We start from the raw sequence: 14,813 nt of genomic DNA, 5'->3' as shown, positions 1-14,813 counted from the left end.
GCCGGATTTCAAAGTTCGAAACTCAGCTCACGAGAGCCGTCCGGAACCGGCGGGTCTCCAAGGACCGGAATCGGATAGTGCACGTCTTTCGCCCGCTGCTTCGTCATTCCCTGTTGAACCTGCTCGCTGCAACGCTCGCGCTTGCCGCGCTGCTGGCGCCGCGCGCGGCGGACGCCGAAGCGCTGCTCCTGATCGAAGCCAACAGCGGCAAGGTGCTGCAGGCGGAAAACGCGACCATCCCCTGGTACCCGGCGTCTGTCACCAAGATCATGACCGCCTATGTGACGCTGAAAGCGGTCAAGGACGGCAAGATCACGCTCGACACGCTGTTCACGGTGTCGCCGACCGCAGCTTCGCAATCGCCGTCGAAAATGGGCTTCCGCCCGGGAACACAGCTCACCGTCGACAACGCGCTGAAGATGATGATGGTGAAGTCGGCGAACGACATGGCTGTGGTGCTCGCCGAAGGCGTCGGCGGCTCGATCGACGGCTTCTCCGCGATGATGAACCAGACCGCGCAGAAGCTCGGCATGACGCAGACGAGCTACGTCAATCCGAACGGCCTGCCTGCCGATGGCCAGATCACCTCGGCGCGCGACCTCGGCATCCTCGCACGCGCGTTCCTGCGCGACCTGCCGGAGTACGAATACTTCGTGCACATCCCGGCGATCCGCTTCGGCAAGCGCATCACGCCTAACTTCAACAAGCTGATCGGCCGCTATCCCGGCGCCGACGGTTTCAAGACCGGCTTCATCTGCGCCTCCGGCTACAACCTCGTGGCATCCGCAACGCGCAACGGAAGGCGCCTGATCGCGGTGGTGCTCGGCTCCAACTCCGGCACCGCGCGTGCGGTGAAGGCGGCGCAGCTGCTCGAGCGCGGCTTCGCGCAGGACAATCTGACGTGGCTGCGCCCCTCGCTCGGCACCGTCGAAAATCTCGTGCCGGTCGACGCCTCGCCGCCGAACCTGCGCGAGGAGATGTGCGGCGGCCACCGCAAGCGGCCCGCGAGCGACGATGATGATGCGATGATCGCGACCAATGCCGGGCCGACCGGATCGGCCTCGGCCACCGGCGGCGAAGCCCAGGTGACGTTCTTCACCGCCGGGCTTCAACCGCCCCTGATGAAGGCTTCGGATCTCATGGCCTCGGCCGCGGCGGCCACCGAGCCGGTGCCGGTCTACACCGGCCCGACCCGCACCGGCGCCGCCCTGATCGCGGCGGTTGCCGCCGATGCCGACCAGCAGGCGACTCCAAAGGCGCGTGGCAAGAAGTCGCGCGTTGCGGCCAAGAAGCCCGACGCGGCGGACAATCCCAAGGACGGAAGCAAGGACGGAAACAAGGACGCTTGGAAGGGCGCCAGGACGGCGGCCGCAAAGCCAGATGCCAAGCCCAATGCGAAGGGTGAGACCAAGGGCGACGCCAAGACCGCGGCAAAGCCGGCCGGGACCAAGCATGCTGCGGCCAAGCCGGATGCGTCCAAACCTGCCGAGAAGCCTGCCGCCAACGGCGATCAAGTGGCGAAGCCATCCAAGCCGAAGGCGGCGACCAAGCCCAAGCCAGCCCCCAACAACAGTTAAGTCAACGGCACGGCGAGCGATGCTGCGTCGGCACTTCGCAGGTGCGACAGCGCGGCTTGCGACGATTCCAGTAGCCTCCCCCCGCCCTTTGCCCTAAGCCTCAACGGCTTGCCACCGGTTCCGGCAGGCTCGATACTGCCGGCAACGAGGCAAGCCCGAGACACAACGGGCTCTGAAGGAGGGGAGTTTCCATGGAGCGTATCTGGCTCAAGCAATATCCGCCCGGCGTGCCCGCTGATATCGAGCCGACGCAATACGCATCGCTGGTCGACCTGCTGGAGGAGAGCTTCACCAAGTTCGCCGACCGCAAGGCCTTCATCTGCATGGACAAGGCGATCAGCTACCGCGACCTCGATCAGATGTCGCTGGCGCTTGCGGCTTACCTGCAGGGCCGCGGCCTGCAGCGCGGGGCACGCGTCGCGATCATGATGCCGAACGTGCTGCAATATCCGATCGCGACCGCCGCCGTGCTGCGCGCCGGCTTTGCGGTGGTCAACGTCAACCCGCTCTACACGCCGCGCGAGCTCGAGCACCAGCTCAAGGATTCCGGCGCCGAAGCCATCATCGTGCTCGAGAATTTCGCCCACACCGTCCAACAGGTGATCGCCAAGACGGCGGTGAAGCACGTCGTCGTCGCCAGTATGGGCGACCTGCTCGGCTTCAAGGGCGTGATCGTCAATCTCGTCGTCCGCCGCGTGAAGAAGATGGTGCCGGCCTGGTCGCTGCCGGGCGCGGTGCCCTTCAACGAGGCGCTTGCGGCCGGCCGTAGCATCACGTTCAACAAGCCAAAACTGTCGCCCGGCGACGTCGCCTTCCTGCAATATACCGGCGGCACCACCGGCGTCTCCAAGGGCGCCACCCTGCTTCACCGCAACATCGTCGCCAACGTGTTGCAAAACGACGCCTGGCTCCAGCCGGCGCTCAACGCACCGCCGCACATCGAGCAGCTCCTGATCGTCTGCGCACTGCCGCTCTATCACATCTTCGCGCTGACGGCCTGTTACCTGCTCGCGGTGCGCGCCGGCGGCTGCAACCTCCTGATCCCCAACCCGCGCGACATCGCGGGCTTCGTGAAGGAGCTGGCGAAGTACCAGGTCAACAGCTTCCCGGCCGTGAACACGCTCTACAACGGGTTGATGCATCATCCCGACTTCAAGAAGCTCGACTTCTCCAAGTTGAAGATCTCCAACGGCGGCGGCATGGCGGTGCAACGCCCGGTCGCCGAGCAGTGGCGGGCTGTGACCGGCTGCTTCATCGCCGAAGGCTACGGCCTGTCGGAGACCTCGCCGACCCTCACCTGCAATCCGGCGACCACGACCGAGTTCTCCGGCTCGATCGGCATCCCCGTGCCCTCGACCTGGCTCTCGATCCGCGACGACGACGGCAACGAATTGCCGCTTGGCCAGCCCGGCGAGATCTGCGCCAAGGGCCCGCAGGTGATGACGGGCTACTGGAACAGGCCGGAGGAGACCGCCAAGGTGATGACGGCCGACGGCTACTTCCGCACCGGCGACATCGGCGTGATGGACGAGAAGGGCTACACCAAGATCGTCGACCGCAAGAAGGACATGATCCTGGTATCGGGCTTCAACGTCTATCCGAACGAGATCGAGGAAGTGATCGCGAGCCATCCGGGCGTGCTCGAATGCGCCGTGATCGGCATCCCCGATTCCAAATCGGGCGAGGCGGTGAAGGCCTTCGTGGTGAAGAAGGACCCGAACCTCACGGCGGAAGACGTCATCAGGTTCTGCCAGGAGCAGCTCACCGGCTACAAGGTGCCCAAGCACATCGAATTCCGGACCGACCTGCCGAAGACCAATGTCGGCAAGATCCTGCGCCGGCAGTTGCGCGACGAGAAGAAGGCGGAGGCGGCGTAAATCGCGCCGCTTTAGTCCATGATTGAAGTGGCCGACATCGGACCGGCCGGCATTCTCGCCTTTTGGCGCGAAGCCGGCTACGACCGCTGGTACAAGCGCGACGACGTGTTTGACACGGAAGTCAGGCGCCGCTTTCTGGATCTATGGCGGAAGGCCGCCGCCGGCGAGCTGGCAACCTGGGAGGCGACCGACGATGGTGCGCTGGCGCTCGTCATCGTGCTCGACCAGTTTCCCCGCAACATGTTCCGCGACGACCCCATGACGTTTTCCAGCGACGCGCTGGCGCGCGAGGTGGCCCGCAGCGCGCTCGCCCGCGGCGTGGACAAGCGGATTGATCCGATCCTGCTCGAATTTCTCTATCTGCCCTTCATGCATTCCGAGCATCTCCCCGACCAGCAGCATTGCGTTGAGCTGTTCCGGAAAATCGAGGACAGCGAGAACCTGAAATACGCCGAGGAGCACGCCGACATCATCCGCCGCTTCGGCCGCTTCCCCCACCGCAACCACGTCCTGGGGCGAAAGACCACGGAGGAGGAGCAGGCGTTCCTCGACAGTGGCGGCTTTGCCGGCTGATGACATCACGGTGAAAGGCCGCAACCTTCGCCGCCAGGCACATTGGAAATATTGTGCGGCCCGGCCGCCCGGTCTACAAAGCGGAACCGATTTCCAGGGAGACTGACGATGGCGATCCAGATTGGCGACAAGCTGCCCGAGGCGAAATTCCGCGTGATGACGGCGGAAGGCCCGCAAGTGAAAAGCACCGACGATATTTTCAAGGGCAAGAAGGTGGCGCTGTTCGCGGTGCCCGGCGCCTACACCGGCACCTGCCACAAGATGCATCTGCCGAGCATCTTCCTCAACGCCTACGCCTTGAAGGACAAGGGCGTCGACACCATCGCGATCGTATCCGTCAACGACGCCTTCGTGATGAACGCCTGGAAGCGCGACACCGATCAGCGCGACGAGGCGACCTTCCTCGCCGACGGCAATGCCGACTTCACCAAGGCGATCGGCATGGAGCTCGATGCCTCCGCCAACGGCCTCGGCATCCGCTCCAAGCGCTACTCGATGCTGATCGAGGATGGCGTGGTCAAGAAGCTGAACCTCGAAGCGATGCCCGGCAAGGTCGAGGTGTCCGGCGGCGATACGCTGCTGGGGCAACTGTAAGGCGAGACGAGCCTCGCGCTACGTTTACGACGGTCATCGCCCGCCTTGTGCGCAATTGCGCACTGGAGCGGGCGATCCAGTATTCCAGAGGCTTCGAGATCACAACGCCGCCGCGGTCTACTGGATCGCCCGGTCAAGCCGGGCGATGACGCATGAAGACATGGTGGCGATGAAGACCTACTCCGCCACCCTCTGCTGCAACCTCGCCTTCGCGATCCCGTCACGTGCAAGCTGATCCGCGCGCTCGTTCTCGGGGTGGCCGGCGTGGCCCTTGACCCAGTGCCAGCGCACCTCGTGCTGCTTCAGCGCGGCATCCAAGCGCTGCCATAGCTCGACATTCTTGACCGGCTTCTTGTCGGCGGTGCGCCATCCGTTGCGCTTCCAGCCATGGATCCAGCCGGTGATGCCCTGCCGGACATACTGGCTGTCGGTGTAGAGATCGACCGTGCACGGCTTCTTCAGCGCTTCGAGTGCCGAGATCGCCGCCATCAGCTCCATCTGGTTGTTGGTGGTGTGGCGCTCGCCGCCGTTCAGCTCCTTCTCCTTGTCGCCGAACTTCAGGATCGCGCCCCAGCCGCCGGGCCCGGGATTTCCCGAGCACGCGCCGTCCGTGTAGATGGTGACGTTGGGAAGTTCGCTCACGCGACGAGTCCTGACGGCATCAGCCCGTAGTCGCGCACGCTCGAGACGCTCTGGTGGAAGCGCAGCTTGCGGACATATTCCAGGGGATCCTTGGGGCGCACCAGCGCACCGGGCGGCACGTTGAGCCAGTCGACCAGCCGCGTCAGCAGGAAGCGGATCGCGGCGCCGCGCGCCAGAAGCGGCAGCGCGGCCTCTTCCGCCTCGGTCAGCTTTCGCACGCGACCGTAAGCATTCAGGAAGGCGCGCGCCTTGGTGACGTTGAACGAGTGATCGGCCTCGAAGCACCAGGCGTTCAGGCAGATCGCGATGTCATAGGCCAGCATATCGTTGCAGGCGAAGGTGAAGTCGATGATCCCCGAGAGCTGGTCGCCGAGAAAGAAGACGTTGTCGTTGAACAGGTCGGCGTGGATCACGCCCTCCGGCAGCTGCGTCGGCCAGACGCCGCTCTCGAGATGGTCGAGCTCGGCGGCGAGAAACGCACGCAGGCCCGGCTGCACCTCGTCGGCACGGACCGCGGCCTGATCGAACAACGGGCGCCAGCCGGAGACGGAGAGCGCATTGGCGCGCCGAACCGCGAAGTTGGCGCCGGCCAGATGCATCTTCGCCAGCACCTCGCCAACACCGGCGCAATGCGCGGCGTTCGGCTTGCGCGGCCAGACGCCCTCGAGAAAGGTGATGATCGCCGCGGGCCGCCCTGCGAGCTCGCGCAGCGCTTCGCCGTCCCTGCCCTTCACCGGCAGCGGACAGTTGATGCCGTGCTCGGCGAGATGCGTCATCAGCGCGAGGAAGAACGGCAGATCGTTCTTCGCCACGCGCTTCTCGTAGAGCGTGAGGATGAACGAGGCTTGGCTGGTATGCAGCAGGAAGTTGGAGTTTTCGACGCCCTCGGCGATGCCCTTGTAGGAGAGCAATTCGCCGAGATCGTACTGATTCAAGAATTCCGCAAGCTCGTCGGCGGCGACGTCGGTGTAGACCGCCATAAAGAGCTACTCGGCAGCAGCTTCGGGGCGCACCGAGCGCGGCAGCGGGAAGAACTCGTTCTCTTCCGCGGCCGAGACCGTCTCCACATGCAGCGTATAGCGCTCGGCGAAGGCGTCCATGATCTCCTCGACTATCACTTCAGGCGCGGATGCGCCCGCGGTGATGCCGAGGCTCGTGATGTTGCCGAACTTGGTCCAGTCGATGTCGGCGGCGCGCTGCGCCAGCACGGCGACCTTGCAGCCTTCGCGCTCGGCGACCTCGCGCAGGCGCTGCGAGTTCGACGAGTTCGGCGCACCGACCACGATCAGCGCATCCACCACCGGCGCCACCTTCTTCACTGCGAGCTGGCGGTTAGTGGTGGCGTAGCAGATGTCTTCCTTGTGCGGCCCGTTGATGTTCGGGAAGCGCTCCTTGAGCAGCGCCACGATCTCCGCGGTGTCGTCAATCGACAACGTGGTCTGGGTCACGAAGGCGATGTTGTTCGGGTCCTTCGGTGTAATGGTCTTGGCGTCCTCGGCGGTCTCGATCAGGGTCACGGCGCCGGGCGGAAGCTGGCCAAGCGTGCCGACCACCTCGGGGTGATGGGAATGCCCGATCAGGAAGATCTCGCGGCCACGCTTGAAGTGGATCGCGGCCTCGCGGTGGACCTTCGTCACCAGCGGGCAGGTCGCGTCCAGCGAGAACAGGTTGCGGGACTGGGCGTCGGCAGGAACCGACTTCGGCACGCCATGGGCCGAGAACACCACCGGCGCGGTGGTGTTTTCCGGGATTTCAGCCAGTTCCTCGACGAAAATGGCGCCCTTCTTCTTCAACCCGTCGACGACATACTTGTTGTGCACAATCTCGTGGCGAACATAGACCGGGGCGCCGTACTTATCGAGCGCCCGTTCCACGGTGTCGATGGCCCGCACCACGCCCGCACAGAAGCCGCGGGGAGAACAAAGCACGATCTTGAGGTCTGGTTTGGCTGACATGAAGCGATCTCGGGACCGAATCACCCCTCGGGCAAAAGGCCGGGGCGCGGTCGATGGATTGAATAGGGCTTAGGTACGGTCTGCTCGGACTTTACAGGGACTTGGGCCCCCTTTCGGGCGCTGTCAAGGCACTATCTATAGCAGAACCATTGCGTAATTGCCCCCCGGCGGCTTATATAGGGGTTAATTCCCGTCATCGCTGATGACCACCGGTTTCGCCTCCAAAGGGGTGGGCGAAGCACAAAGGAGATTTGCCATGAGCAACGCACCTCTGATGCCCAAGGCGACTGCCGTCTGGCTGCTCGATAACACGGCGCTGACTTTCGACCAGGTCGCCGATTTCACCAAGATGCACCCCCTCGAGGTGCGCGCGATCGCCGACGGCGACGCCGCCCAGGGCATCAAGGGCATGGATCCCCTTTCCAACGGCCAGCTGACCCGCGAGGAGATCGAGAAGGGCGAGAAGAATCCCGACTACCGCCTCCGCCTCCAGGAGAGCAAGGTGGTGCTGCCACCCCAGCCCAAGCGCAAGGGCCCGCGCTATACCCCGGTGTCGCGCCGCCATGAGCGCCCGAGCGCGATCCTCTGGCTGCTGCGCAACCACGCCGAGCTCAAGGACGCCCAGATCATGCGCCTTGTCGGCACGACCAAGAGCACGATCGCCAGCGTGCGCGACCGCACCCACTGGAACACCGCCGGGCTGACGCCGATCGACCCCGTCACGCTCGGCCTCTGCTCGCAGATCGAGCTCGATTTCGAGGTGCAGCGCGCGGCCAAGGAAAAGCCGATCGACGCAGCCTATGGCGGCGCCACGCTGCTGCCCGCCTCCGAGACCACCCGCAAGGACGAGTTCGAGCCCTCCGAGAAATCGAGCGACGACCTCAACGTCGACGCCGTGTTCGCCAAGCTCAAGACGCTCGGCGGCAAGAAGCAGGACGAGGAGGAGTAGTCCTCAAGTCTCTCTTCGATCGATTTGAACGCGGCGGGCACCCCGCCGCGTTTTTGTTTTGTCAGCTGCTGAACGACGGAGCACGCCACGCCCTCCGGGGTCGTCCTGGCGAAAGCCAGGACCTCCGCGCGAGCGCTTGCGCTCGTCGCGATTACCCCAGGGAGTAGTTTGGCGAAGATTCGTCGTTCGGTACGCCCGCCAGGACGACGTTGGGGAAGCACCGTGCCCTCTCCCAACCTCAGAACTTATACGTCACACCACCACCGACCAGCCACGGGTCGATATGCGCCGTGCCGCTCACCGGCAGCCCAGAGACCGTCGCGGTGTAGTCCGGCCGCAGCCAGAGCTTCTTCACGTCGACGTTGAGGCCCCAGTGGCGATCGAGCATGTAATCGAAGCCGAACTGCACGGCCGCGCCCCACTGGTTGCTGACATGCAGGCCTGTGGTGGTGGCGACGATCGCGGGGGGCCCGGCGATGGCCGCCGGCACATTGGCGGCCGAGTTGTTGAAGAACACGGTGTAATTCACGCCGGCGCCGACATAGGGCTTGAACGCGCCGAAATTGTCGAAGTGATATTGCAGCGTCAGCGTTGGCGGCAGCAGCGTCGTCTTGCCGATCGGCAGGCTGGCGAGCGAACCGGTGCCGGTGATCGAATGACGCGTCACGCCGAGGATCAGTTCGGCCGCGATGTTGTTCGTGAAGAAATAGCTGATGTCCAGTTCGGGTACGACCTGGTCGCTGATCGACAGACCCGAATTCGGCGAGGAAAGCGACGGAACGCCCGCGACATTGACGCTGCTGCCGCCGGCATCCGGCAGGACACCGAGCGCGCGCAGGCGGATCATCCAGGGATTGACGGCTTCCACCGGCGGCGGCGCCTTCTTGTAGACCGGCAGGTCGGCGGCTTCCGCCGACACAAAAGTCCCCGCAACCACCACACCAAGCGTCGCGAGCCGCGCCAGGTTTCTTATCGTACTTTGCATTGCATTGCCCTTCAGCCATGTCCGCGCTTCGTTGCGCGACATGCGCGTCAGAGCAGAAAGGGGATGGAGAAGGATTTGATCCCGATCAAATCAGGCGACGCGCGCCACAATTTGGCCGCGGCGTTGCAGATGCGTCACGATGAACGCGAATGCGAGCGAATGGCGCGGGAGCCGTCAACGTGCGGCTCGCGCGAACGGCAAATCAGCCCAGCTCGATCGTGTCGTCGACCTCGTGGACGAGTCCGACGCTGTCGATCGTCAGCACCATCTTCGCGTTGAGCTTCTCATGGCCCGTGATCCGGCCCGCCGCGATCGCGTCGCGCACGGCCTTCTCGATCTCGCGCTGCGAGGTGACACCGACTTGCTTCAGAAATTTACGCAGGCTGGTGTTGAACTGGTCTTCGTTCATGACGGCCTCCGTCGACCGGGGCGGCTCACGGCCGTTCCGGGTGGTTCAGCATGTACTCGCCGAGGTCGCGCTGGCGGCGGTCGGCGCGGGCGGTGGCGGCGTTGCGCTGGACGTCGCGATCCTTGCGGCAGGCGACGTATTCGGGCGAACCGGACGCGTAGCCGCGGCTCTGGCAGACCGCATCGTCGTCGTCACCCCCCATCGCCACCGGCGTCTGGTAGCGTGCCGAGCACGCGGAGAGAATGAGGCCCGCAAACACAATCGCAAGAAACGGCTTCGAATTCATGGCAGGCCTTTCATCCTCATGGTGAGGAGCCCGCGCAGCGGGCGTCTCGAACCATGCAGGCCCGGATGCAGCAGCGGGGCCTTTCATCCTTCGAGACGCGCGCTAAGCGCGCTTCTCAGGATGAGGGTTGAGCGGAAAAATGCGGCCTATTCAAGCCCCGTGAGGTTGTCATTCCGGGGCGATGCGACGGGACCGCGCAAGCGCGGCCCGGAATGACAGGTCAAACTTCACACCCTCCCCTTCAACGCGTCCCCGATCTCGTCGAGCACCTTGGGGTCCTCGATCGTGGCCGGCATCGCCCAGGGCTCGCCGTCGGCGATCTTCTTGATGGTGCCGCGCAGGATCTTGCCCGAGCGTGTCTTCGGCAGGCGGCCGACGGTGATGGCGAGCTTGAAGGCGGCCACGGGGCCGAGCTTGTCGCGCACCAGTGCGACGATCTCCTTCTCGATCTCGGCAGGCGGCCGTTTCACGCCCGCCTTGAGCACCAGGAAGCCGCAGGGCACCTCGCCCTTGATTGCATCCTTGATGCCGAGCACGGCGCATTCGGCGACATCCTGGTGCGAGGCCAAAATCTCTTCCATGCCGCCGGTCGAGAGGCGATGGCCGGCGACATTGATGATGTCGTCGGTGCGGCCCATGACCCAGACGTAGCCGTCCTCATCCTTGTAGCCAGCATCGGAGGTTTTGTAGTAGCCGGGGAATTCGGTGAGATAGGCCTCCTTGAACCGCTCGTCCTGATTCCACAGCGTTGGCAGGCAGCCCGGCGGCATCGGCAGCTTGATGACGATCGAACCCATGGTGTTGGCGTCGACGGGCTTGGCCGCTTCATCCACCACGTCGACCTGGTAGCCCGGCATCGGCACGGTCGGCGAGCCGTGCTTCACCGGCAGCATGCCGAGGCCCACCGGATTGCCGGCGATGCACCAACCGGTCTCGGTCTGCCACCAGTGATCGATCACCGGCACCTTCAGCTGCGCTTCGGCCCATTCGACCGTCGGCGGATCGGCGCGCTCGCCGGCGAGGAACAGCGTGCGGAATTTGGAGAGGTCGTACTGCCGGATGAACCTCCCCTCCGGATCCTCCTTCTTGATCGCGCGAAACGCGGTCGGCGCGGTGAAGAAGGCCACCGCCTTGTGCTCCGAGATCACGCGCCAGAACGCGCCGGCATCGGGCGTGCCGACCGGCTTGCCCTCATACATGATCGAAGTCGCACCGTGCAGCAGCGGCCCGTAAATGATGTAGCTGTGCCCGACGACCCAGCCGATGTCGGAACCGCACCACCAGACCTCGCCGGGCTTGACGCCGTAGAGGTTGAACATCGACCATTTCACCGCGACGAGATGGCCGCCATTGTCGCGCACGACGCCCTTGGGAATGCCCGTCGTGCCCGAAGTGTAGAGGATATAGAGCGGATCGGTGGCGGCGACCGGCACGCAAGGCGCGCGCTTGCCGTCATTGATCGCCTTGCGGCGCAGGCTCGCCCAGTCGTAGTCGCGCCCCGGCGTCAGATCGCAAATGAGCTGGGGACGTTGCAGGATGATGCACGCCTTCGGCTTGCTGCTGGCAAGCCTGATCGCCTCGTCGAGCAGCGGCTTGTACTGCACGATGCGACCGGGCTCGATCCCGCAGCTTGCCGACAGGATCAGCTTGGGCTGGGCATCATCGATGCGGGTGGCGAGTTCCTTGGCCGCAAAGCCGCCGAACACCACGCTGTGGACCGCGCCGATACGGGCGCAGGCGAGCGTCGCCACCACGGCCTCCGGCACCATCGGCATATAGAGGAGGACGCGTTCGCCCTTTGCGACGCCGAAATCCTGCATGATGGCGGCGAGCGCCTGTACCTCGGCGAGCAGCTCGGCATAGGTGAATTTCCTGGTGCTGCCCGTCAGCGGCGAATCATGGATCAGCGCGACCTGGTCGGCGCGGCCGCGTTCGACGTGACGGTCGAGCGCGTTGTAGCAGGTGTTGACGATGCCGCCGGTGAACCAGCGGCCATAGGTCCCCTGGGTGGCATCGAAGATCTTTTTCGGAGCCTCGATCCAGTCGATCTCCCTGGCAGCCTCGGCCCAAAACCCCTCGGGATCGGCGAGCGAGCGCGCATACACCTCGTGATACCTGCTCTTACCCTGGACGTTCATACCCGCGCTCCCGTTCCCTTTATTTGCCTGGCCTCGACCTTGTGACAGGACAGCCGTCCCGCCATGACCCGGATCAAGTGCCAGCCTTGTTTGACGGGTATTTTCCCGGGAACGGGCCGCGGTTCAAGCTGAAAAGGAGGGTGTACTGTCTCCCTCTCCCCGTTCTTACGGGGAAAGGGTCGGGGCGAGGGGCTGCATCCGCAATCACGATGAAAGCTGGACTCGCGGAAGGTCCCCTCACCCGGAATTTGCTAGGCAGGTTCCGGCCTCTCCCCGCAGGCGGGAGAGGCGAAGAGCGCGACCGTCGAACGCTCGTCAGCTCTCCATCGCGTTCAGGCGCTGCAGGCGATCCTGCATGACCTTTCTCAGATCATACCCCGGACGGCCGAAGCTGGCGTTGCGGATGGCGAGGAAGTCGCGCTGGCTCTTGCGCAGGTCATTCGCCGAGCGCTTATTCGCCGCCTTCAGCACGCGCTCATAGGTCTCGGCGATCTGGCGGTCGAGCACCCCGAGCTGCGGATCGGCGCAGATCACCTTCTCGACCTCGCGCCTCGCCGTCGCGCAATCGAACGACGGCCCGTTGCCGGAATTCGTGGCCAGGGGGCGTTCCGACTCGTCGCCGAATTTTGCGATCTCCGCCATCATGGTGCGGCGGCCGCCGGCGGCGTTCTCGTTGCCGGGATCGAGCCGCAGCGCGGTCTCGTAATCGGCCAGCGCCTTCCTGCGCTCGCCCATCTTCTTGTAGAGCACTGCGCGGTTGTTATAGGTCTGCGCGAAATTCGGATCGAGTTTCAGCGCAGCCTCGTAGTCGCTCAGCGCAGCGCCAAGCTCGCCCTTGAGCTGGTAGGAATCGCCGCGGTTGGTGAAGAAGTTCGGCCGCTGTGCGAGGCGCAGCGCCTGGTCGTAATCGGCGATCGCCTTGTCGTACTCGCCCATCGCGGCGAGCGAGAGGCCGCGGTTGTCGTAATATTCCGGCACCTTCGGATCGAGCTTGATCGCCTCGCTGTCGTCGGAGACCGACTTGTCGAGCTGCCCGAGCTGCTTGTAGGCATTCCCGCGATTGGTGTAGGTGCGCGGCCGCTTCGGATCGAGCCGCAGCGCCTCGTCGAAATCCTTGATTGCCTTCTCGTTGTCGCCGCCGAGATGGAAGGTCACGCCACGGTCGGACCAGGCCTGCGCGTAGTCCGGCTTGAGCTCGATCGCCTGGTCGAAATCGGCGAGCGCACGGTCAAGCCGGCGCTGATTGATGTAGACGACGCCGCGTAGCTCATAGGCTTCGGCATCCTGCGGATCGAACTCGATCGCCTTGCTGAGGTCGGAAGCGGCACGGTTGAGATCACCACCGGCGCGGCGCAGGAGGTCGCCGCGCGAACGCCAGGCACGCGCATTCCTGCCGTCGAGCGCGATGGCGCGGTCGAGGTCCCGCAGTGCTGCGGTCTGACCGCCGGAGGTTCGAGCGTTGGCGTCGGCACGAACGACGAGCGCCGCGGCGCGATCGGCATTTGGATTTGCGGTCTGGTCGATGATGGTGCTGCAGGCGGAAATCAGGTCGGTCGGCTCGGCCTTGCTGCCGGACGCGCAGTTGACACCTGTTTCCCCGTCGGCCGCGGCGACAGGACCAGCAAGGAGAAGGCTCATGGCCGCGCCGAGGAAGCAGGCGCGCAGTGTGCGCGTCGCAAGAGAGGGCATTTGCGCGGAAGACTGCGTGCCGCACATGAGAAAGCTCCGTGACATCAGGTTTTCACACCATTGTCGCGGTGACGCAGGGTTCGGTTCAAGCCGCGACCTCCCGTGAGGGGCGGATCGCCCTTCGCACTCCCTCTCCCCGCCTACGGCGAGAGGGTGGGGTGAGGGGGAGCCTCCGCGGGGACGGTGAGAGCTGGAATCGCGGAGACTCCCCCTCACCCGGAATTTGCTCTCGCAAATTCCGGCCTCTCCCCGCACGCGGGGAGAGGCGAAGACATCCTCAATACCCATCCACCCCGTTCAGCCGTTGCAGCCGGTCCTGCATCGCTTTCTTCAGGTCATAACCCGGCCGGCCAAACTCGGCGTTGCGGCGGGCGATGAACTCGTCTTGCTCGCGCTGGAGCACCTTGGCCTCCGTCGGGCCACGCGCTTCGCGGATGACGCGCGCGTTCAAGGCGTAGATCTCGCGGTCGAGATCGGCGAGCTCGCGATTGGCGCAGATCGCCTTCTCGACGGCACGGCGAACGCGGGCGCAGTTGAAGCTGGGCTTGCCGGCGACCGCCATCTGCGCCCCGATGCGCTCGAGCTCGCGGGCGATCGCCTTGTGATTGGCCTTGGCCTTCTCGTGGTTCGGATCGAGCTTCAGCGCCGCACCGAAATCGTGCACGGCCTTGGGCCGGTCGCCCTTCTTCAGCCACAGCTCGCCGCGCGCATTGAAGATGTCGGCGAGCGTGGGATCGAGCTGCAATGCGCGGCTGTCGTCGGCGATCGCGCGGTCGATCTGGTCGTGGCGCGCATAGAGTGCGGCCCGCGCTGCAAGCGCCTTGACGAGGTCCGGCTTGGCCGTCTTCTCGTTGTCGATCACATCAGCGCAGGCCGACGTTGCCTTGTCCACGTCATCGGCGGCCGCCGCAGCCAGGCACGGCGCGATATCGACCGGCGTGACGGCAACCGGCTCGCCGCCGGTGGCGGCATGGGCCGGACCGACAGACAGTGCGCCGAACAACGCGGCGGCACCGAGCCATTGAATCAGAACGCAAGCGCGCATCGTCTTCGTGATCGGAATGTCTCGCCTTGTCGCCGTATTGTCCATTATACGGCCGGATTGATGCTAGCCTGTAGCGTCGCTCAAACTGTCTCGG

Annotated in this window: 14 protein-coding genes; 5 read left to right on the top strand and 9 right to left on the bottom strand. The window is 64.8% G+C overall.

Going from position 1 to position 14,813, the window contains the following annotated elements; genetic code table 11:
* The first annotated feature begins 77 nt into the window (after positions 1–77).
* The 4 genes from K289_RS0115140 (at position 78) to K289_RS0115125 (ending at position 4,621) form a co-directional block, all read left to right on the top strand.
* Entirely contained in the window at positions 78–1,577 is a 1,500-nt protein-coding gene (locus K289_RS0115140) for a D-alanyl-D-alanine carboxypeptidase family protein (protein WP_027552304.1), read from the top strand.
* Positions 1,578–1,768: 191 nt separating this feature from the next.
* Positions 1,769–3,454: a long-chain fatty acid--CoA ligase gene (locus K289_RS0115135; RefSeq protein ID WP_027552303.1), complete on the top strand. Its 1,686-nt coding sequence runs from the start codon at positions 1,769–1,771 to the stop codon at positions 3,452–3,454.
* Between the two features lie 18 nt (positions 3,455–3,472).
* Complete coding sequence (locus K289_RS0115130; RefSeq protein ID WP_027552302.1) at positions 3,473–4,027, top strand: DUF924 family protein; 555 nt, start codon at positions 3,473–3,475, stop codon at positions 4,025–4,027.
* 108 nt (positions 4,028–4,135) lie between these two features.
* A complete protein-coding gene (locus K289_RS0115125) occupies positions 4,136–4,621 on the top strand; it encodes a peroxiredoxin (protein ID WP_027552301.1) in 486 nt (161 codons plus the stop codon).
* A gap of 177 nt (positions 4,622–4,798) precedes the next feature.
* On the opposite strand, the gene rnhA is transcribed toward K289_RS0115125, so the two are convergent.
* The 3 genes from rnhA to ispH are packed head-to-tail and all read right to left on the bottom strand — an operon-like array spanning position 4,799 to position 7,218.
* Positions 4,799–5,263: a ribonuclease HI gene (gene rnhA, locus K289_RS0115120; RefSeq protein ID WP_027552300.1), complete on the bottom strand. Its 465-nt coding sequence runs from the start codon at positions 5,261–5,263 to the stop codon at positions 4,799–4,801.
* A complete protein-coding gene (locus K289_RS0115115) occupies positions 5,260–6,243 on the bottom strand; it encodes a homoserine kinase (protein WP_027552299.1) in 984 nt (327 codons plus the stop codon). The genes rnhA and K289_RS0115115 overlap by 4 nt, the downstream gene beginning before the upstream one ends.
* Before the next feature lie 6 nt (positions 6,244–6,249).
* Entirely contained in the window at positions 6,250–7,218 is a 969-nt protein-coding gene (gene ispH / locus K289_RS0115110; protein WP_027552298.1) for a 4-hydroxy-3-methylbut-2-enyl diphosphate reductase, read from the bottom strand.
* 256 nt (positions 7,219–7,474) lie between these two features.
* Here ispH and K289_RS0115105 point away from each other — a divergent pair, with 256 nt between their 5' ends.
* On the top strand, positions 7,475–8,167 hold the full coding sequence (locus tag K289_RS0115105) for a DUF1013 domain-containing protein (protein WP_027552297.1): 693 nt from the start codon (positions 7,475–7,477) through the stop codon (positions 8,165–8,167).
* A gap of 238 nt (positions 8,168–8,405) precedes the next feature.
* Here the strand turns inward: K289_RS0115105 and K289_RS0115100 are convergent, their stop codons facing one another.
* From K289_RS0115100 to K289_RS0115075, 6 genes are all read right to left on the bottom strand, one after another.
* Positions 8,406–9,152: an OmpW family protein gene (locus tag K289_RS0115100; protein ID WP_027552296.1), complete on the bottom strand. Its 747-nt coding sequence runs from the start codon at positions 9,150–9,152 to the stop codon at positions 8,406–8,408.
* A gap of 202 nt (positions 9,153–9,354) precedes the next feature.
* The gene (locus K289_RS0115095) at positions 9,355–9,561 is read right to left on the bottom strand and encodes a DUF6494 family protein (protein WP_027552295.1); all 207 of its coding nucleotides are present in this window, start codon (positions 9,559–9,561) and stop codon (positions 9,355–9,357) included.
* A 25-nt stretch (positions 9,562–9,586) separates the two neighbouring features.
* A complete protein-coding gene (locus tag K289_RS0115090; protein WP_035684761.1) occupies positions 9,587–9,847 on the bottom strand; it encodes a hypothetical protein in 261 nt (86 codons plus the stop codon).
* 227 nt (positions 9,848–10,074) lie between these two features.
* Positions 10,075–11,985 (bottom strand): propionyl-CoA synthetase, encoded by a 1,911-nt coding sequence (locus tag K289_RS0115085; RefSeq protein ID WP_027552293.1) that lies wholly within the window; start codon positions 11,983–11,985, stop codon positions 10,075–10,077.
* 315 nt (positions 11,986–12,300) lie between these two features.
* On the bottom strand, positions 12,301–13,701 hold the full coding sequence (locus K289_RS0115080) for a tetratricopeptide repeat protein (protein ID WP_027552292.1): 1,401 nt from the start codon (positions 13,699–13,701) through the stop codon (positions 12,301–12,303).
* A gap of 250 nt (positions 13,702–13,951) precedes the next feature.
* Complete coding sequence (locus K289_RS0115075; RefSeq protein ID WP_027552291.1) at positions 13,952–14,719, bottom strand: tetratricopeptide repeat protein; 768 nt, start codon at positions 14,717–14,719, stop codon at positions 13,952–13,954.
* Positions 14,720–14,813: the final 94 nt, after the last annotated feature.

This window comes from Bradyrhizobium sp. Cp5.3 (assembly GCF_000426265.1).
GTDB classification, from domain to species: domain Bacteria; phylum Pseudomonadota; class Alphaproteobacteria; order Rhizobiales; family Xanthobacteraceae; genus Bradyrhizobium; species Bradyrhizobium neotropicale.
The sequence above is the reverse complement of the archived record's forward strand: the minus strand, read 5'-3'. Positions and strand labels throughout refer to the sequence as shown.